Source organism: Microbacterium testaceum StLB037, from assembly GCF_000202635.1.
Lineage (GTDB): Bacteria > Actinomycetota > Actinomycetes > Actinomycetales > Microbacteriaceae > Microbacterium > Microbacterium testaceum_F.
The window spans coordinates 2,750,231-2,767,946 of the sequence record NC_015125.1 but is presented as its reverse complement, the minus strand read 5'-3'; the positions used below and the strand labels follow the sequence as shown (position 1 = coordinate 2,767,946).

The following is a 17,716-nucleotide window of genomic DNA, read 5'->3' as shown; positions in this document are numbered from 1 at the left end:
GGTGACCGGGGCGGCGCGTGACAGACAGCGAACGTCGGGATCGCGGCATCCGGGATGGGGGTTGTCGGCGGGCACTTCGTGCGCCACAATCGCGCACCCGAGGCCTTGGCACTCTCCACCCGAGAGTGCTAATCTGGACGCAGTTGAGCGGACACGACTCAACTTCACAGAACCTTCCGGATGCCGATGTCCGGACCGATCGAAAAGGAGAATCGACATGGCCACTTACGACCCCTTCCGCGACCTCGACCGCCTCGCGTCGACCCTTCTCGACGCACGGCGCGGCGGCGGACCGCGACGGATGCCGATGGACCTCTACCGTGACGGCGACCACTACGTCCTCGCCGCCGACCTTCCGGGCGTCGACCCGGGTTCGGTCGACATCGACGTCGACGGTCAGCTGCTGACGATCCGCGCCGAGCGGACCCTCGCCTCGGGCGAGGGCGTGAAGTGGATCACCCGCGAGCGCGAGACGGCATCGTTTGTCCGCCAGCTCAACCTCGGGCAGGGCATCGACACCGACAACATCAGCGCGTCGTACCGCAACGGCGTGCTGAGCGTGACGATCCCCGTGAGCGAGAAGGCGAAGCCGCGACGCATCGCCGTCTCGACCGACGACCACGACGGCGTCATCGAGGCGCACGAGAGCACGCCGCAGCTCATCGAGCAGTGACCCGTGCCGAGGGGGCCGGTCCGTCGGGGCCGGCCCCCTCGTCGTGCGCTGTCACGGGTCGCGGTCCGCGCGTCCCGTCGATCGGGCGGCGCGCGAGGGCTCGACCGCGTGCGGGCGAAACTCCTGAGATTTCGGTACCGGGGCGGACGCCACGGGCGAAGCCGGGCGTTGCTGCCCGAAATCTCAGGAGTTCGGCCCGCCCCGCCCGGACAACCTGGGGCGGGACGGGCGAGAGACTCAGAGGTCCTCGGGAGCGAGGTCGCCCTGGCCTTCCTCGCCGAGTTCGACGATGCCGGGGTCTTCGCCCTGCGAGTCGGTTCCGGTGGACTCCGGGTGGATGTCCTCGAGGGGGATGTCACTGTCGTCCGCGGGGATCTCGGCGGGGTCAGCGCCGGTCGCCGTCGCCGGGTTGATGTCCTCGGGATCCACCCCCGCGTCGATGGCGGTCGTGGCGTCCCATTCCGCCTGCGCGGGGTCGAGTGCGGGGTCGGGCTCGATGGAGGTGTCTCCGTCGCGCAGCGGCTGCGCGGCCGCGAGACCGCCGTCCGGGTCGGTGACGGGGACGTCGGGGGTGGACGGGTCGATCGAGGCGTCGCTCATGGGGAATCCTTTCGTTGACGGCCCCCTCATCCCATCGCGGCTCCCGCACCCGGACCCGCCCCTTGACAGCCGCGCGACGACGCACCGGGCAGCGCGAGGACTACGGGGAAAACTACTGGGTCGTCCCCGCCGCACACCGCCCGGGTGCTGAGACTCGTACCCAAAGCGCCGCCCGGACGGGGCGCGCCGGGCCGCGCTGCCCCGCCGAGCGGCTTCGATAGCACGGACGCAGCAGCGGGCTCGAGGCCCGCGGGGAGGGATACGTGGGCAAGTTCATCTATGAGGGCGGGGTCCGCAACGAGTTCGAGGACCGGCTCCTCGCGCACCTGCAGGTCGTGGTCGGCAACAAGCTGCGCCGCGGCGAACCGTTCTACTTCGTCTGGAAGGACGACATCAGCACCGGCGGCGGTCGCACCTCGGTGTGGCTGCACCCCCGAGCGAACCTCGTGTTCAAGTTCAACGGCGGACGCCCGCCGGCGCTGAACCGCGCGTGGCTCGAAGCCCTGATGTCGACGGCGAACTCCCCCACCGGTCTGTACGTCGTGCCCGAGCCGGCCGAGGACAGCGTCGCCGCCACGACGTTCGCCTAGTCGGGCACCCCGCCACGGCTGTCAAGGCGCTGGCGCACACCGGGGGCATGCCGTTGCGTGAGGACATGACGAACCCCCGCATTGTCGTGATCGGCGGTGGCAACGCCGGGTTGTCGGTCGCCGGTCGCCTCCACCGCGCCGGCCTGGCCGACATCACGGTCATCGAGCCGCGGACGCTCCACGTCTTCGCTCCCCTGCAGTCGCACATCGCCGGCGGAGCCGCCCGAGCCTCGGAGGCCGCGCGCGCCCAGGCCGACGTCATCCCTCCGGGGGTGCGGTGGCTGCGCGACGAGGTCTTCACGGTGGATGCCGACACCCGTCGCGTCCATCTCGTCTCGGGTGGGCGCATCGACTACGACCAGCTCGTCATCTGCGCCGGGATGCGCATGGCGTGGGAGCAGGTCCCCGGCCTGCCCGAGGCGATGGACGCCGACTCGGGCATCTCGAACTACGACTACGCCCTCGCCGCGAAGGCCTCCACCGTCCTGCGCGATCTCCGGTCCGGAACCGTCGTCTTCACGCAGCCGCCCGAGCCCGCGTCGTGCGGCGCGGCCGCCCAGAAGCCGATGTATCTCGCGTGCGACTGGTGGCGCGCGATCGGGGTCCGCGACGACATCCGCGTGATGTTCGTGTGCCCCGACCCCGTGCCGTTCGGCATCCCGGCGATCGATCGCGAGCTGCAGCGCAAGCTCGACGAGTACGGCATCGAGGTGCGGTACAGCCGCGATCTCCGATCCGTGGATGCCGAGACCCGGACGCTCACGATCGGTCGCGGCGACGCGTCCGAAACCCTCGAGTACGACGTCCTGCACGCGGTTCCTCCGCAGCGCGCGCCCGAGTGGATCGCGGGCAGCGGGCTCGCGGCATCCGATGATCCGCACGGGTTCGTCGACGTGGATCCGGAGACGCTGCAGCACGTGCGGCATCCGGAGATCTGGGCGGTCGGCGACGCGGCGGCGGTGGCCACCCGGCGGTCCGGAGGAGCGATCCGCCAGCAGGCGAAGGCGCTCGTGAAGAACCTGCGCGCCACCCTGGCGGGACGAACGCCCCCGCAGAAGTACAACGGGTACAGCGTGGTGCCGTTCACCGTGTCGCGCGGCACCGTGGTGTTCGCGGAGTTCGACCGGTGGGGGCACCTGCAACCGACCGTGCCGTTCTGGCGCACGCTGTACCGGGAGCGGAGGCTGTCGTGGATCGCCGACCGGCGCGTGCTGCCGTGGGTGTACTGGCACCTGATCCTCCGCGGCCGCGCCTGACCCACCGCACCCCGCCAGGTCCCTGAGCCCATCGAAGGGACCGCACCCCAGCCACCCCGCCAGGTCCCTGAGCCCGCCGAAGGGACCGCACCGCCACCACGCGCCGGAGGCTTCGACAAGCTCAGCCACCTCCCCCGCGATGAGCACCCGCGCGTATAGGTCATGAACGCTGATCCCTCAACCCCGGGGGTGGGGCGACCGCGACGCGCGAAGACTGGGGGCACCCCGGAAACCACACGAAAGAGGACACCATGGCACAGGTCATCGAAACCATCGACGTGAACGTTCCCGTCCGCGTCGCGTACAACCAGTGGACGCAGTTCGAGGAGTTCCCGCACTTCATGAGCTTCGTGGAGTCCATCACGCAGAAGAACGACACCCTCACGCACTGGAAGGTGAAGATCGCCGGGGCCGAGCGCGAGTTCGACGCCGAGATCACCGAGCAGCACCCCGACGAGCGGGTCGCGTGGAACAGCATCGGCGGGGACGAGAACCACGCCGGTGTCGTGACCTTCCACCGTCTGTCGGACGACGAGACGCGCGTCACGGTCCAGATCGACTGGGCGCCCACCGGCGTCCTCGAGAAGCTCGGCGCGGTCTTCGGCGCGGACGACCACTCGGTCAAGAAGGACCTCGAGAACTTCAAGAAGTACATCGAGTCGCGCGGTGCCGAGTCCGGCGCGTGGCGCGGCGACGTCAGCTGACGCCTCCCCCGAACGACGAGAGCCGGGTCCGCCTGTAGAGGCGGGCCCGGCTCTCGTCATGCGTGGGTCACCACTGCGAGTGGATCTCCGCGCGCAGACGGCGGTCGTACACGTCGCGGACGAGAGCGTCGAACGCGTCGAGGTCGAAGCCGCCCTCGAGCAGCTCCGCCGCCTCAGCGTTCGCGGTGGCCTGCGACACCGAGCGCGCTCCCGGGATGACCGAGGTCACCCCCTCGCGGGACGCGATCCACGCGAGCGTCGCCGCGGGCAGTGTCACACCCTCGGGGAGGGATGCCTTGAGCTCGTCGGCCGCGGCCACGCCCTCGTCGAACGGCACACCCGAGAACGTCTCGCCCTTGTCGAACGCCTCGCCGTTGCGGTTGTAGGTGCGGTGGTCGTTCTCGGCGAACGTCGTGGACCGGGAGTACTTCCCCGAGAGCAACCCGCTCGCCAGGGGCACACGGGCGAACACGGCCACGTTCTTCTCGGCCGCGAGCGGCAGCACCTCGTCGAGGGGCTTGAGGCGGAACGGGTTGAAGATGATCTGCAGGTTGGTCAGGTTCGGGCGGTTCAGCGCCGACAGAGCCTGGTCCATCGTCTCGACCGAGGCACCGTACGCGGCGATCACCCCCTCGGACACGAGCTGATCCAGCGCGTCCCACGTGGCGTCGTCGTCGATCACCGCGGACGGCGGGCAGTGCAGCTGCACGAGGTCGAGCGTCTCGGTGTCGAGCAGACGGCGCGAGCGGTCGAGCCAGCCACGGAGGTTCTCCATGACGTAGTTCTCGGGCACCTGGTCTTCGCGGCGGCCCATCTTGGTCGCGACGGTGATGTCATCGGCATCCCGGCGCTTCAAGAACGACCCGATGATCTGCTCGGACCGGCCGTCGCCGTAGACGTCGGCGGTGTCGAAGAGGGTGACGCCGGCGTCGGCCGAGGCGGCGAGCACCGCGCGCGCGTCGTCTTCGCTGACATCCCCCCAGTCGGCACCGAGTTGCCAGGTACCGAGACCGATCGCCGAGACATCGCGGCCGGTACGGGAGAGGGGGCGCTGCTGCATGGGGTGTCCTTTCGACGCTGTCTCGAGCCTAGCCAGCGCCTCCGACATCGGGGCGGGTGGATGCCGGGACTCGGGCGTTCTCCCCGCGTCAACCCCGTCACCGATGTCGGACCCCGCGCCTAGCGTGGCCGCACATCCCACGGAAGGACCGCCATGAGCACCCCCACCCCCGAGCATCTCCCCGGCGCGGATCACGACGACACGGTCGCGAACTCCGACGGCCTCACCGCCGACGTCCCCGCGGGCGGTGCCGGAGCCGACAGCGGAGCGGTCGCCGCAACCGAGATCGATCCCGACGACGACGCCCGCGTGCAGAACGTCTCGAGCCAGAACGACCTGCCCGGAGTTGGCACGCGGGCCGCGGACGGCGGCATGGAACGCGGCACCGACGACGCGCGCGGCGGCAACGGGTCGACCTCGCGCCACCACGAAGACACTCCCGCGACGGCGCCCGCCGCGACCGACGAGCCGGAGCCGCACGTCGACGGCGACGACCCCATCGCGAAGTACCAGCCCGGAGTGGGCCGCGACTCCGCCGCCTCGAGCCGCATCGCGCAGAGCCTGCCCGATCCCGACGACGCCTGATCGGGCCCGGCCCGGCAGCTGACGCGTGCCAGGCTGGGACGATGGACGACCTCCGCCTCGAACCCCTCGCCCCGACGCTCGAGGACTATCTCGAGCTCCGCCGCGCCTCGGGACTCACGCCGAAGCGCCCCGAGCAGGGCGCACCGGCACTGACGAACAGCTGGGCATGGCGACGGATCGTGGATGCCGGGGGTCGAGCGGTCGCGATGGGTCGGGTCATCGGCGACGGCGGGTGGTACTTCCTCGTGGCCGACATGGCGACCCTCCCCGGCTACCAGCGGCGCGGACTCGGGCGCCGCATCCTCGAGGGCCTTCTCGCGGAGATCCGCGCGAAGGCCCCCGAGGGTGCGTACGTGACGCTCTTGGCCGACCCGCCGGGTCAGGCGCTATACCGCAGCCTGGGCTTCACCGAGCCAACGAACGGCTCGGTGACGATGCATCAGTTGCTGCGCTGACTCCCTCGACCGGCGTCCGGCCCGGGCGATCGATCCGCCGCCGCGCGCGCCACCCGAGCAGCACGTCGAGCACGACGAAGGCCGCCAGCGGATAGCCGACCATCGGGAGCACCCATCCGATCAGCACCGCGACGACGACGACCGCTCCGACTCCCCACCACGGCGCACCGCGCAGAGCACCGCGCGCGGGCGGGGCCGCGACTCCCCGCGTCGGGCGACGCTTCCACCACATCGCGTAACCGAGCACGACGAGGGCGGCGATTCCGACGGCCAGCGCGAACAGCGCCAGCTGGTTGACCAGGCCGAACATCGATCCCATGTGCAGGTCGATGCCCCAGCGCGAGAGCTTCGCGAGCAGCGGGAAGTCCGCGAAGTCGACGCGGTCGACGACCTGCATCGTCGAACCGTCGATCGCCACCGCGTCCACCTCGGTCGGAAAGCTCCGGTGGATCTCCTGCACGACCCAGGCGGTGCCGGGAGCGCTCGGCGGGCGGATCTCGACGTCGCCGGTGTTGACGTTGATCCGCTTCGCGATCGCGAGCACCGCGTCGAAGGTCGCCGGGTTCGCCGCGCCCGTCGGCTGTCCGGGCGCCGCCCCACCGTGATCCGCGTGCGCTCCCCCGGCGGTGGCTGTGCCGTCGAGCGAGGTGTCCAGCGACGGCGTCGCGCCGCCGATCGCGGCGCGCAGGTCCGTCACGTGGGCGCCCGCGAACGTCGACCAGGTGATCCCGGTCGCCGAGAGGAACAGCGCCCCCAGCACGACCCAGATCCCGACCGCCGAGTGCCAGCCCGACAGGCGACGGTACCCGCGGTGCCCGCGGTTCGGTCGCAAGAGATCGCGGCGTCCGCGACGGCTCCGCACGAATCGTCCGATCCAGAGTCCCAGCCCCGCGAGAGCGACGATTCCGAGCCAGGATGCCGCGAGCTCGCTGTACCACCGACCCGGGGCACCCACGTGGAGGGAGCGGTGCAGATCGCTGATCCAGTGCCGGACCGGCAGCGCTCCGCTCGTGCCGTAGACGGGGAGATCGCCGCGGACCTGCGTCGTGGCGGGGTCGACGAAGATCGCCCGGGTGGTGCTCTCCGGAAGCGACTCGTCGGCGAACATGACGCGCGTGGTCGCGCCGGGTTCGGGCGCGGGCCGCACGGCGACGGGCGCGGCACCGGAACCGACGTACGCCTCGGCGGCCCGGATCTGGTCGGCCAACGGCATCCCGGGCAGGTTCGAGGTCGCCGTGAGTTCGTGGGAGTACACCGCCTTCTCGATCGTGGGCGTGAGCGCGTACAGCCCGCCACTCACCGCCGCGATGAGGAGGAACGGCCCCACGAGGAGCCCCGCGAAGAAGTGCACCCGCCGCAGCAGCGCCGTGAACCATCCCGTGCGGCCGGAACCGGATGCCACGCCTCCGGCGCCGCGAGCCGGTTGAGCGTCCAGAACACCCGGACTCCCGCCCCCGGAGCTCCGGGTTTCTTGGACACCCGACGGGGCGGCACCCGACCGGGCGGCACTCGACGGGGCGGCACCCGACAGCGCGGCACCCGACAGCGCGGCACCCGACAGCGCGGCACCCGACGGGGAAGACCCGTCCGATCGCGTCGTCGTCACGACAGGATCCCCTCTCCGATGAAGCCGCCCTCGCCGCACCCCGGCGGCACGGCGAAGACCGCCGACCCGATCGGCGTCGTCCACTGGTTCAGCAGGTCGAGCTCGTCGAGCCGCTGCTGGATCGGCACGAACTGCGCGTCCACGTCGGCCTGGAACGACACGAAGACCAGCCCCGCATCGCTGACGTCCCCGGCGGGAGGGGTCTGGTCGTAGTTGTAGCCGCGGCGGAAGATCCGCTGCGAGGGCTCCTCCGGTCGCGACCGGCGGAGGTGCGAGAACTCCGGAATGACGGGGAAGCCGATGGCATCCTTCGCCGCGAAGTCCGGCTCATCGAACTCGTCGGTTCCGGTCAGGGGCGCGCCCGTCGACTGGAACCGCCCGACGGCCTGATCGCGCCCGGGCCGGTCGAGGTGGTCCCAGGTGTCGAGGTTCATCGCGATGCGGCGCACCACCATGCCGGTGCCTCCCGCCAGCCAGCCCTCCCGGGCCCACACGACGTCGTCGAACGCGGTCGTCCCCGGTACGGGGTTGGCCGTGCCGTCGACCTGCCCGAAGAGGTTGCGCATCGTCGTGCCGGGGCGCTCCGTGCCGTGCGCACGTCGGAACCCCTGCTGCACCCAGCGCGGGGTGGCGAAGGCGCGCGCGTCCTTGAGCAGCATCCGCGCGGCGTGGGCCACCGTCACCGGATCGTCGGCGGCGATCTGGAGCAACAGGTCGCCGTCGCCGTACTCCGGTCGGAGCCGGTCGATCGAGAACGCGGGCAGCGGGCGCAACCACGGCGGAGCGACCGCACCGGCCCGCGCGACGAGCGCGGGCCCGAACCCGAAGGTCACCGTCAGGCGCGCCGGCGCGGTCGCGAGCTCGGGCTCGGTGTCGGCCAGGGCCGCCTCGCCCCGCGTCAGACGGGCGGCGTCGTCGGTGAGCGTACGCAGAAGCCGGCGAAGCCCGTCGCGGTCGACCTCAGACCGCAGGTCAAGCGCGATGAGCGACGCGTGCGCCTGGGCGTCGGTGTCGATCCCGGCTTGATGGATGCCGTGGAACGGAACGGTCACCTCTCCGTTCAACGGCGCCGAGGGGGCGGCATCCTGTGCCGACGCGGCCGCGTCGACACCGATCGCCGCGACCGCGCCGACCCCGGCGACCGCTCCCCCGAGGAGGAACGTGCGCCGGCTCGGGCCGCGCCGTGTGTCGAGGCGCGCCCTCACTTGCCCATGTCCATGTCGCCCATGCCGTCGTCGTAGTTCTCGTTCGCCCCGGCGAACTCCTTGACCGGCGCGGTGATCTCTACGGTCGACGCGTCGGAGAACGTCAGGGTGATCGTGGTGTCGTCACCCGCGCGCAGCGGGGAGGTGACGTCCATGAACATCAGGTGGTTCCCACCCGGGGCGAGCGCGAGCGAGCCGTGGGCCGGGATCACGAATCCGCCCTCGACCTCCCGCATGATCATCTGGCCGTTCTCGTTCTGCACCGTCTCGTGCAGCTGCATCGACGAGGTGGCGGGGCTGGTCGCGGAAACGACCGTGAGGTCGGTGTCTCCGGTGTTCGTGAGCTCGCCGAAGCCGGCGGTCATCCCGCCGTCGGCGGCTTTGACCCACACGTTCGAGCTGGAGAACACCGCCGACTCGGAGGCGGGGGCGGGGGCCGTCGTGCCGGCGCAACCGGCGAGGGCGAGGGTGGCGAGGAGGGCAACGGCGCCGAAGCGCAGGGAGCGGGTGTTCATGACGAGACCTTTCCGGACTGTCGGCCGCGCGCGGCGCGGCGGAGGAGAGAGACGAGGAGGAGAGCGGCGAGGGCGATGCCCGCGCCGAGGGCGGCGACGATCACGACACGCGGGACGCCCGGATCGTCGGACGCGGGAGCCGCGACGGCGGACGGACTCGCCGGAGCGGGCGTCCGCTCGAGCGGGGCCGCGTCGCCGACCGTGAACGGGATGACGCCCGAGATGGGGTGGCCGTCGCTCGAGACGACGCGCCAGCGCACCTCGTATCCCGCGGCGGGCATGCCCTCCTTGAGGCCGACGGCGACGGTCGACGAGGCGATGTCGGGGTCGCCGACCGCCCAATCGGTGCCGTCCCCGTCGGCGACGATGATGTCGGCGCCCACGTCGAGGACGTCGGCCGAGAAGGTCAGGGTGATCTCATCGGGGGCGGAGGGCAGACGCTCATCCGGAGCGGGTGAACTGGATGACAGCTGGTCGTGGGCGGATGCCGGGACGACCGACGTCAGAACGACGACGACGGCCACGGCCCAGCCGACCGCGACAGCGCGGAAGCGGATCATGGGGTTCTTTCTTTCGGCGATGCCGCGCGCGCCTCAGCGGCGGGGTTCAGCGCACAGCGCTGCCCCGCGCGTCGACGACGGCACGGCACGACGGACACGGGCGTCCTGGAGGGACGCGAATCCCCGCCGCGCGCGTGCGCAGCGGGTCGGTCGCGGCGGGTGCCGAGCACGCGAGAGCGTCAGACACCGGATGCCGACGACCGAACGCCCCGCGACGGATCGCGCGGGGCGGGCGTCAGTGCGCGCCGAGAGGCGGGCCGCGCCGCCGAGCGGTCGCCGCCAGCAGGACCGAGACCGCGCGGACGTCGACGACGATCTCAGCGAGGACGCGGCGCACGGGCGCGGGCCCGGGCGCGACGGTGAGGATGCGGACCCGCGCCCCGAGCCACGCGCCGAGGCGGACGGCGAGTTCGCGCAGGCGCGCGACGGCGCGCTCCCCGCGGTGCAGGGCGACGGTGGTCAACGCGGCGGCGACGAGGTGCCCGCCCCACATCGTGGCATCCGGGGCCATCGTCATCGGCAGGGAATCCGCACCGAGCGCGGTCATCGCGCCGGCCGCGCCGTGGACGTGCCCGGCGGCGAGACCCGGCTGGTAGCTGCCGAGGACGAACAACGTATGGAACAGCGCCTGACTCAGCGCCACGGCGAGGCCCAGACGGATCGCCGACAGCCGACGACCGGCGAGGGCCGTGCACGCGACGAACGAGAGCGCGAGCGGGACGACGATCCCCACCGCGCCCGGCATCGCTCCCCCGGCGGTCACGTGCGAGAGCAGGGCGACGAACGTCGCCAGAGCGGCGGCGACGGCCCCGCGCGCGACGCGCGTTCCCCGTTCGTGCCGTCGCATGGCTCCCATTGTGTCAGGCGCGCTCGACGCCGACCGCCGCCGTCACCGCGCGAACAGCGCGACGCACCCGCCCACGACCGCCATGCCAGCGATCAGGGACCCGTAGATCCACAGGGCTTTGCGCGCCCCGCCCTTCCACGGCCGGTCCGTCATCGGCAGCCCCACGGGAACTCCGGATGCCACGACCCCGGCGCCGTCGGCCGCCTCCACCGCCTCGTGCACCGCCGCCACCACCCCCAGGGTGCGTCGCCACACCCGGGGGTCGGCCACCGAGAGCTGACGCGGACTGTAGAGGAACAGCCATCCCTCCACGATCTCGAGGTCGAAGGGCAGGCCCGGGTCGTCGAGCAGCGCGAGGAGGTCGGGACGCAGGATGCCGCGGGCCCAGTGCGCCGCGCGGGCGTCGACGTACGCCTCCGCACCCCCGAGTGTCAGGGTCTCCGCCGCCGTCGGGATGGCCGGCAGCAGACGGACCGCTCGGGCGCTCGCCGTCTCGACGAGCAGAGCCGGAGCGGGACGAGACGGGCGCACGGCCGCGTAGCCCCAGCCCGAACTCATCACGTTGAGGTCGATGGCGTGTTGGAACCCCGAGTTGGCGATCTCGATCTCGGGCTCCCCGGGGAACCGGACGATGCGGCCCGCCCCCTGCAGGTGGCGCGACGCGCCCGTGGCATCGCGGAACACCACCCCCGGCAGGGGCTGATCCATCATGAGCGGCCAGAACCGCGCGCCGTTCGCCTCCGCGAAAAGTCGGATGGCCTCGGACTCCTCGCGATCGCCGTACCCGTCGCGCAGCGTCAGGAGGGGAGCCACGTCGAGCGGGTGCGCCATGCCTCCCATTCTGCCGACGCCCGCGTTCGCCGGCACTCCCCCTAGGCTGAATCCGACCCAGGAGGATGCCGTGCCCCGACCCCGTGTCGTCATCGCCGGAGCGAGTGGCTTCGTCGGCCGAGCGCTGGCATCCGCGTTCCGCGACGAGGGCTACGACGTCGACACGATCGGCCGCACGGGCACCGCGACCTGGGGCGATCAACCGGCGATCGACCGCCTCGTCGACGGTGCCGACGTGCTCGTCAACCTCGCCGGCAAGATCGTGTCGTGCCGGTACACCGACGCTGCGCGCGACGAGATCCTCCGGTCGCGGGTCGAGACGACGCGGTCCCTCCATCGCGCGGTCCGCGCGGCCGCCCACGCCCCGCGCGTCTGGTTCAACGCCTCGACGGCGACCATCTACCGGCATGAGACCGAGCACGGCAACGACGAGCGCGACGGCGTCATCGGCGACGGCTTCTCGGTCGACGTGGCGACCTCGTGGGAGCGGGCGTTCTTCGACGGCGACCTTCCGCAGACCCGCCGCGTGGCTCTGCGTATGGCGATCGTCCTCGGGGACGGGCCGGCGACGCGCATGCTCTTCGCCCTCGGCCGCCTCGGTCTCGGCGGACCGCAGATCGACAGCTGGTGGTTCCCGCACCGCCGCTATCGCGGCATCGGCGCGCACCCGACCGGACCGGTGTGGTCGAACTGGCACCGGACCTCGGGTCGTCAGCGCTTCAGCTGGATCCACATCGACGACGTCGTGGCATCCGTTCTGTTCCTCCGCGATCGCGACGATCTCGAGGGGCCGGTCAACCTGTCGGCACCGGGGGTCAGCGACAACCGCACGCTCATGCGCGAGGTCCGGCGCGTCGCGCGGCGGAGGGTCGGCCTCCCCGCGTTCCGGTGGATGCTCGATCCCGCGATGGCGCTCCTGCGCAACGAGCCCGAGCTGGTGCTGAAGAGCCGGTGGGCCGTGCCGCGTGTGCTCACCGACGCCGGCTTCCGCTTCCGGCATCCGGAGCTGGGTCCGGCGCTGGATGCCGTGGCGGCGACGCACGCGCCGCGCGCGAGCGATCTCTTCTCCGCGTGAGGGCGCGGGCATGACGAACCGCCCGCCCGGAAGAACCGAGCGGGCGGGAGGACGTCAGGTCAGGCGTTTCGGCGGATGAACCGCATGAGGGCGGCGATCACGCCCACGATGAGGATGACGATTCCCACCCAGAGCAGGAACTTCACCGCCTCGACGAAGAGGCCGAGGAACAGCAGGACGAGTCCCACGATGACGAGGATGATGGCGAGAGCTGGCATGCCTCCACTCTCCCCCGCTCCCCCACCCGGGCGGCCGCCCTTGACACGGGGCGGATCGGGCGTATCTGTCAAGGCCGGGCGCGTGTGCGCCGCGCGGTCTAGCGTCGAGAGCACCACGACGGCGGGAGACCCAACGATGAGCGAACGCGACACCACAGGCCGCGGAACCGGACCCGATGAGGGCGAGTACACCGACGTGCAGCTCCCCGACGGCGAGCGGGACCACGGCAGCGCCGATCTGCCCGGCGAGTACGTGGACCGGGAGAACACCGACGGCACCGAATCGCGGCCGCGTGCCGACGAGGCCGGCGCCTACACCGACGTGCAGCTGCCGTCGGGGAAGGACGACCGGGAAGATCTCGACAACCCCGGCGAGTACACCGACCGCGACCGCTGAACGGCTCAGCGATCGAGAGTCGTCTGCGGATCGACGCCATACGCGTCGCGGTATGCCTGGACGAACCGTCCCGGAGCGGCGAAGCCCCAACGGGCCGCCACCTGCGCGACCGAGGTGGCCGCGGGATCCGCGGCGATGAGGTCGGCGTGGGCCGCGCTCACGCGAGCCGCCGCAAGATAGGTCTCGGGCGTCCGCGTCAGATGGCCGTTCGCGGCGAAAGCACGGCGCAGGCCCTCGCGGGAGGTGCCGACCGCGCCCGCGGCGTCGTCGATCGTGATGGGCAGCGACGCGTGATCGTCGAGCCACGCGGTCGCGGACGCGTAGATCGAAGCCTGCTCGATGGCCGAGGCGCGCCGCTCGCGCGGATCGCCCACGAGGGCGAAGGTCTCGAGCGTCGCGGAGGCGAGAGAGCGGTACACGTGAGCGCGCACGAGAGGTTCCGCCATCATCGGCGCCTGGGTCAGCGACCACCGCAGCGTGGCGAGCCAGTACTCGCGCATCCTCCGCGAGACCGGTGCGGTGCCCTGGAACCGCACGCAGAGCGTCTCGTCGCCGTAGATCGTGCGCGCGGTCTCGGTGAGCCGGTCGGCGTCGAAGGCGGCGAGGTGCAGTCGCGTCGAGCTGGGTCGGCCGATCAACTCCTGGCCCGGCTGAACGATGCCCGGTTCGACGCTGTACTCCCCGGCATCCGATCCGATGCTCCAGGCGTAGCCCGGCGTGGAGGTGGCCACGAAGAATCGGTCCGCTTCGTAGATGACCTCGGCACGGCAGTCCCAGTCGAGGTGGCGCAGCGAGAATCCGCCGTCTCCGATCGCGTGCTCGCCGAACGACGCGTCATCGGCCTGGACGTCGACGTGCCCGTACTGCGCCTGGAGCCAGGCCTGCGTGTCGGCGACGTCGGCGGTGCGGACACGGGTATCGAAGAAGTCGTTCATAGCTGGCCACAGCCATCGTAGTTAACCTCGCGGTCTCGGACCGCCGTCGTTTCGGCGTCTTTTGTTCACCCTCTTTCGGAAAGCGACCATGAGCAGCAGCCCCCGCATCCGCCCCATCACCCCCGACGACGCCGGAGAGGTGCTCACCATCCAGCGCGCCGCCTTCGCGAGCGAGGCACTCATCTACGGCGACCCCGACATGCCACCGCTCACGCAGACCCTCGAGGAGCTGCGCGCCGAACTTGTCGAGAACCTCGGCTGCGTGGCGGTGACGGACCACCGCATCGTCGGCGCGGTGCGGGCGCGCCGGGATGGCGACCTGCTGCTCATCGGCCGACTCGCCATCGCCCCCGACCAGCAGGGCGAGGGTCTCGGGACTCTCCTGCTCGGAGCCGTCGAGGATCGGGGTCGCGAGGCCGGCGCGACCGAGGCCGAGCTCTTCACGGGCGGTCTCAGCGAGGCCAACCAGCGTCTCTACGAGCGCGAGGGCTACCACCGCTCCGAGGAGACGGCCGACGGCGAGATCTTCTACCGCAAGGCGCTCCTCTGACCGGAGGCTTCGACAGGCTCAGCCACCCCCGCAACCCAGCTCCCTGAGCCCGTCGAAGGGACCGGAGGCTTCGACAAGCTCAGCCACCCCCACCGCACCCCAGGTCCCTGAGCCCGTCGAAGGGACCGGAGGCTTCGACAAGCTCAGCCACCTCCGCGCACGAAGGTCCCTGAGCTTGTCGAAGGGACCGGGACCCGCGGATGCCGAAGGGCCGCCGCCCGCACCCGGACGACGGCCCCTCCCTCCCCGCGCGCTTACGGGGTCGGCATTCCGCCGTTGACGTTCAACGTCTCGCCGATCACGTAGCTCGACTCCGCCGAGGCGAGGTACACGTACGCCGGGGCGAGCTCTGCGGGCTGACCCATGCGTCCGAGCGGGGTCTCCTCGCCGAACTCGTCGACCTTCTCGTTCGGCTGGCCGTCGGTGACCTGCAGCGGCGTCCAGATCGGGCCGGGCGCCACCGCGTTCACCCGGATGCCCTTCGGCGCCAGCTGCTGACCGAGCGCCTTGGTGAAGGTGTTGATCGTCGACTTCGTCGAGGCGTAGTCGACGAGGATCGGCGCCGGCGAATACGCCTGGATCGACGTCGTGTTGATGATCGTGGAGCCGGGCTTCAGGTGCGGCACCGCCTCTTTGCAGATCCAGAACATCGCGTAGACGTTGGTCTTGAAGGTGTCGTCGAACTGCTCGTCCGACAGCGTCGTGACGTCTTCGTTGAAGATCTGCTTGCCGCCGTTGTTGACGACGATGTCGAGGCCGCCGAGGCCCTCAACCGCTTCCTTGACCAGCGTGGTGGCGTACTCGCGCTCGCGCAGGTCGCCGGGGATCTGCACGACGGTGGCCCCGGCCTCGCGGAGGATGCCCGCGATCCGGTCGGCATCCTGCTTCTCCTCGGGCAGGTACGACATCGCGACCGACGCGCCCTCGCGGGCGAAGGCGATCGCGGTGGCCGCGCCGATACCCGAGTCGGCGCCGGTGATCAGCGCCTTCCGGCCCTTCAGGCGCTCGCTGCCGACGTAGGTGTCCTCGCCGAGAGCCGCCTTCGGGGTGAGCTTCGCGTCGAGGCCCGGTTCGGGCTGGTCCTGCGCCTGCGGTTCGATGTCGGCGTAGAGCTTCGTGGGGTCGGTGAAGGTGTACTGCGTGCTCATGACACGTCCTTTCGGTGGGGGATGGATGCCGGGTGTCACGCACCCGGCCGGATCAACGGCCACCGAGCTCATCGGCATCCACGACATCGCGGATGACGAGGGCGGCGTTGATGAGAGCGAGGTGGCTGAGGGCCTGGGGGAGGTTGCCCCAGAACGCCCCGTCGGACTCGGCGATCATCTCGGAATAGATGCCGACGTCGTTCGCCTGCGCGACGAGCGCGTCCATCGCCTCGATCGCCTCCGCGTGCCGACCGACGCAGGCGAGAGCGGTGGCTCGCCAGAAGGCGCAGGCGACGAAGGTCTGCTCCTCCTGGTCCATGCCCGTGTAGCGGTAGACGAGGTGGTTCTCGGTGCCGAGGCGCTCGGTGATGGCATCCAGGGTCTTCGACATGCGTTCCCCGCGGTCGAAGCCGGTGGGCGCGTGCAGGAGCACCGAGGCGTCGAGGTCCTCGCTTCCCGGGGCGAGCGTGTACGCCTGGAGCTCTTCGGACCAGCAGCGCTCCTCGACCCAGCGATGGATGCGGTCGCGCTCGGCGCGCCAGCGGTCGCCGTTGTCGGGGATGTGCCCGCCCTGTGCGAGCCACTGCGCATCGTCGAGGGCCTTCCAGCAGCCCATCTTCGACGAGGTGTAGTGGCGGAGTTCCGGCAACTCCCACATGCCCGAATCCTCGCGTCGCCAGAGGTCGCACGTGCGGTCGGCGACATCGGCGAGCAGGCGGCCGGTCTGGATGTCGAGGCGGTTCCCCGCCTCGACGTAGGTGCGGCACAGCGCGATGAGGTCGCCGTACACGCCGAGTTGCAGCTGCCCCTGGGCGGGGTTTCCGGTGACCACCGGCTGCGAGCCGTTCCAGCCCGGGACGTCGTGCTTCTCGAGGCCGATCTCGGCGTCGCCGTCGAGGGTGTACATCACCTGCACCTCGGGGCCGTTCTTGCGGATCGTGCGCAGCAGCCACGAGATCGCCGCGTGGGTCTCTTCGCGCAGACCGAAGCCGACCCACGCGTGAGCGGTGTAGGCGAGGTCGCGCACCCAGGCGTAGCGGTAGTCCCAGTTCTTCCCGCCGCGGGGGTTCTCGGGCAGCGAGGTCGTCGCCGCCGCCGCGATCGCACCGGTCGGGCTGAAGAGCAGCAGCTTCAGGGCGAGGGCGCTGCGCTGCACGTCATCCGCCCACGGCCCGTCGTACGAGAACTCGTCCGACCACATCTTCCAGCCGTCGACGGTGCGATCGATCCCGCGGTCGACGTTCTGCGCGTCGGGAATGCGGAGCGGCTCCCCCTCGGTGGCGGCGAGGACGAGCAGGTGGCGCGAGCCCTTCGACGTCGTGAAGCCGCCCTCGATGCTCTCGTTCCCGGCATCCGGTTCTCCGTGGATGCCGTGCTCGTGGCCGACCACGGCGAGAGAGACGTGTCCGATGCGCATGACCGAGAAGCCGTCGATGCGCTCGGTCCACGGCGCTGCCGAGCGCAGCATCGTCCCCGGCTGGACGCACCACGCGAATTCGACCTCGCCCTTCACGCCCTCGACGCGGCGCGCGAGTTCCGCCCACGGGAGGCGGCCGGCGATACCGGTCACCATGGCATCCGTCAATGTCGCGACGCCGCTCGCGGTGGTGAAGGTGGTCTCGAGGACGTTCGTGCGGGGAAGGTAGCGGCGGGTGACCTCGTACTCTCCCACGGGCGCGAGTCGGATGCATCCGCCGGCCGACTCGTCCACGAGCCGCGCGAAGACCGGCCGCGAGTGGATGTTGGGCAGGGGCAACCAGTCGATCGACCCGTCGCGCCCGATCAGCGCGACCGTTCGCCCGTCGCCGATCGCGGCGTAGTCGCGCAGGGGCGGAGACGGCGGGAACGGAGTGGAGGACACGGCTCCACGCTAAGAACGCCCAGCCGCCGATGTGCCGGGGTTGTC

General features: G+C 71.3%; 21 protein-coding genes. 9 read left to right on the top strand and 12 right to left on the bottom strand.

What is annotated here, in order from left to right; genetic code table 11:
* Positions 1-217 precede the first annotated feature (217 nt).
* Positions 218-673, top strand: coding sequence for an Hsp20/alpha crystallin family protein (locus MTES_RS12595; protein ID WP_013585646.1), 456 nt, complete (start codon positions 218-220; stop codon positions 671-673).
* A gap of 237 nt (positions 674-910) precedes the next feature.
* On the opposite strand, the gene MTES_RS12590 is transcribed toward MTES_RS12595, so the two are convergent.
* Positions 911-1,273 (bottom strand): hypothetical protein, encoded by a 363-nt coding sequence (locus MTES_RS12590; RefSeq protein ID WP_013585645.1) that lies wholly within the window; start codon positions 1,271-1,273, stop codon positions 911-913.
* A 263-nt stretch (positions 1,274-1,536) separates the two neighbouring features.
* On the opposite strand from MTES_RS12590, the gene MTES_RS12585 reads away from it, so the two are divergent.
* The 3 genes from MTES_RS12585 (at position 1,537) to MTES_RS12575 (ending at position 3,823) form a co-directional block, all read left to right on the top strand.
* Positions 1,537-1,863, top strand: coding sequence for a hypothetical protein (locus tag MTES_RS12585; RefSeq protein ID WP_013585644.1), 327 nt, complete (start codon positions 1,537-1,539; stop codon positions 1,861-1,863).
* 65 nt (positions 1,864-1,928) lie between these two features.
* A complete protein-coding gene (locus MTES_RS12580) occupies positions 1,929-3,119 on the top strand; it encodes an NAD(P)/FAD-dependent oxidoreductase (RefSeq protein ID WP_231848080.1) in 1,191 nt (396 codons plus the stop codon).
* A gap of 251 nt (positions 3,120-3,370) precedes the next feature.
* The gene (locus MTES_RS12575; RefSeq protein WP_013585642.1) at positions 3,371-3,823 is read left to right on the top strand and encodes an SRPBCC family protein; all 453 of its coding nucleotides are present in this window, start codon (positions 3,371-3,373) and stop codon (positions 3,821-3,823) included.
* 67 nt (positions 3,824-3,890) lie between these two features.
* On the opposite strand, the gene MTES_RS12570 is transcribed toward MTES_RS12575, so the two are convergent.
* The gene (locus MTES_RS12570; RefSeq protein ID WP_013585641.1) at positions 3,891-4,883 is read right to left on the bottom strand and encodes an aldo/keto reductase; all 993 of its coding nucleotides are present in this window, start codon (positions 4,881-4,883) and stop codon (positions 3,891-3,893) included.
* A 153-nt stretch (positions 4,884-5,036) separates the two neighbouring features.
* Here MTES_RS12570 and MTES_RS12565 point away from each other — a divergent pair, with 153 nt between their 5' ends.
* A complete protein-coding gene (locus tag MTES_RS12565; protein WP_013585640.1) occupies positions 5,037-5,468 on the top strand; it encodes a hypothetical protein in 432 nt (143 codons plus the stop codon).
* Positions 5,469-5,509: 41 nt separating this feature from the next.
* Positions 5,510-5,923: a GNAT family N-acetyltransferase gene (locus MTES_RS12560; protein ID WP_013585639.1), complete on the top strand. Its 414-nt coding sequence runs from the start codon at positions 5,510-5,512 to the stop codon at positions 5,921-5,923.
* Here MTES_RS12560 and MTES_RS12555 read toward each other — a convergent pair.
* The 6 genes from MTES_RS12555 to MTES_RS12530 form a co-directional block, all read right to left on the bottom strand.
* Positions 5,874-7,529 (bottom strand): PepSY-associated TM helix domain-containing protein, encoded by a 1,656-nt coding sequence (locus MTES_RS12555; protein WP_013585638.1) that lies wholly within the window; start codon positions 7,527-7,529, stop codon positions 5,874-5,876. The genes MTES_RS12560 and MTES_RS12555 overlap by 50 nt on opposite strands.
* Entirely contained in the window at positions 7,526-8,734 is a 1,209-nt protein-coding gene (locus MTES_RS12550; RefSeq protein WP_013585637.1) for a Dyp-type peroxidase, read from the bottom strand. Before MTES_RS12550 ends, MTES_RS12555 begins: the two co-directional genes overlap by 4 nt.
* Positions 8,731-9,249, bottom strand: a complete 519-nt coding sequence (locus MTES_RS12545; protein ID WP_043361417.1) for a copper chaperone PCu(A)C — start codon at positions 9,247-9,249, stop codon at positions 8,731-8,733. The genes MTES_RS12550 and MTES_RS12545 overlap by 4 nt, the downstream gene beginning before the upstream one ends.
* On the bottom strand, positions 9,246-9,809 hold the full coding sequence (locus tag MTES_RS12540) for a copper resistance CopC family protein (protein WP_013585635.1): 564 nt from the start codon (positions 9,807-9,809) through the stop codon (positions 9,246-9,248). The genes MTES_RS12545 and MTES_RS12540 overlap by 4 nt, the downstream gene beginning before the upstream one ends.
* A 235-nt stretch (positions 9,810-10,044) precedes the next feature.
* Positions 10,045-10,656: a hypothetical protein gene (locus MTES_RS12535; RefSeq protein ID WP_013585634.1), complete on the bottom strand. Its 612-nt coding sequence runs from the start codon at positions 10,654-10,656 to the stop codon at positions 10,045-10,047.
* Between the two features lie 42 nt (positions 10,657-10,698).
* Complete coding sequence (locus tag MTES_RS12530) at positions 10,699-11,487, bottom strand: hypothetical protein (protein WP_013585633.1); 789 nt, start codon at positions 11,485-11,487, stop codon at positions 10,699-10,701.
* A gap of 70 nt (positions 11,488-11,557) precedes the next feature.
* Between MTES_RS12530 and MTES_RS12525 the strand changes: the two genes are divergently transcribed.
* The gene (locus MTES_RS12525) at positions 11,558-12,562 is read left to right on the top strand and encodes an epimerase (protein ID WP_013585632.1); all 1,005 of its coding nucleotides are present in this window, start codon (positions 11,558-11,560) and stop codon (positions 12,560-12,562) included.
* A gap of 59 nt (positions 12,563-12,621) precedes the next feature.
* Here the strand turns inward: MTES_RS12525 and MTES_RS19675 are convergent, their stop codons facing one another.
* Complete coding sequence (locus tag MTES_RS19675) at positions 12,622-12,780, bottom strand: hypothetical protein (RefSeq protein WP_013585631.1); 159 nt, start codon at positions 12,778-12,780, stop codon at positions 12,622-12,624.
* A gap of 136 nt (positions 12,781-12,916) precedes the next feature.
* Between MTES_RS19675 and MTES_RS12520 the strand changes: the two genes are divergently transcribed.
* Positions 12,917-13,177, top strand: coding sequence for a hypothetical protein (locus MTES_RS12520; protein ID WP_013585630.1), 261 nt, complete (start codon positions 12,917-12,919; stop codon positions 13,175-13,177).
* Positions 13,178-13,182: 5 nt separating this feature from the next.
* On the opposite strand, the gene MTES_RS18555 is transcribed toward MTES_RS12520, so the two are convergent.
* A complete protein-coding gene (locus tag MTES_RS18555) occupies positions 13,183-14,112 on the bottom strand; it encodes a helix-turn-helix domain-containing protein (protein WP_013585629.1) in 930 nt (309 codons plus the stop codon).
* 88 nt (positions 14,113-14,200) lie between these two features.
* Here MTES_RS18555 and MTES_RS12510 point away from each other — a divergent pair, with 88 nt between their 5' ends.
* The gene (locus MTES_RS12510; protein WP_013585628.1) at positions 14,201-14,662 is read left to right on the top strand and encodes a GNAT family N-acetyltransferase; all 462 of its coding nucleotides are present in this window, start codon (positions 14,201-14,203) and stop codon (positions 14,660-14,662) included.
* Between the two features lie 254 nt (positions 14,663-14,916).
* Here the strand turns inward: MTES_RS12510 and MTES_RS12505 are convergent, their stop codons facing one another.
* Complete coding sequence (locus MTES_RS12505) at positions 14,917-15,810, bottom strand: SDR family oxidoreductase (RefSeq protein ID WP_013585627.1); 894 nt, start codon at positions 15,808-15,810, stop codon at positions 14,917-14,919.
* A gap of 52 nt (positions 15,811-15,862) precedes the next feature.
* Positions 15,863-17,671: a glycoside hydrolase family 15 protein gene (locus MTES_RS12500; RefSeq protein ID WP_013585626.1), complete on the bottom strand. Its 1,809-nt coding sequence runs from the start codon at positions 17,669-17,671 to the stop codon at positions 15,863-15,865.
* Between the last annotated feature and the right edge of the window lie 45 nt (positions 17,672-17,716).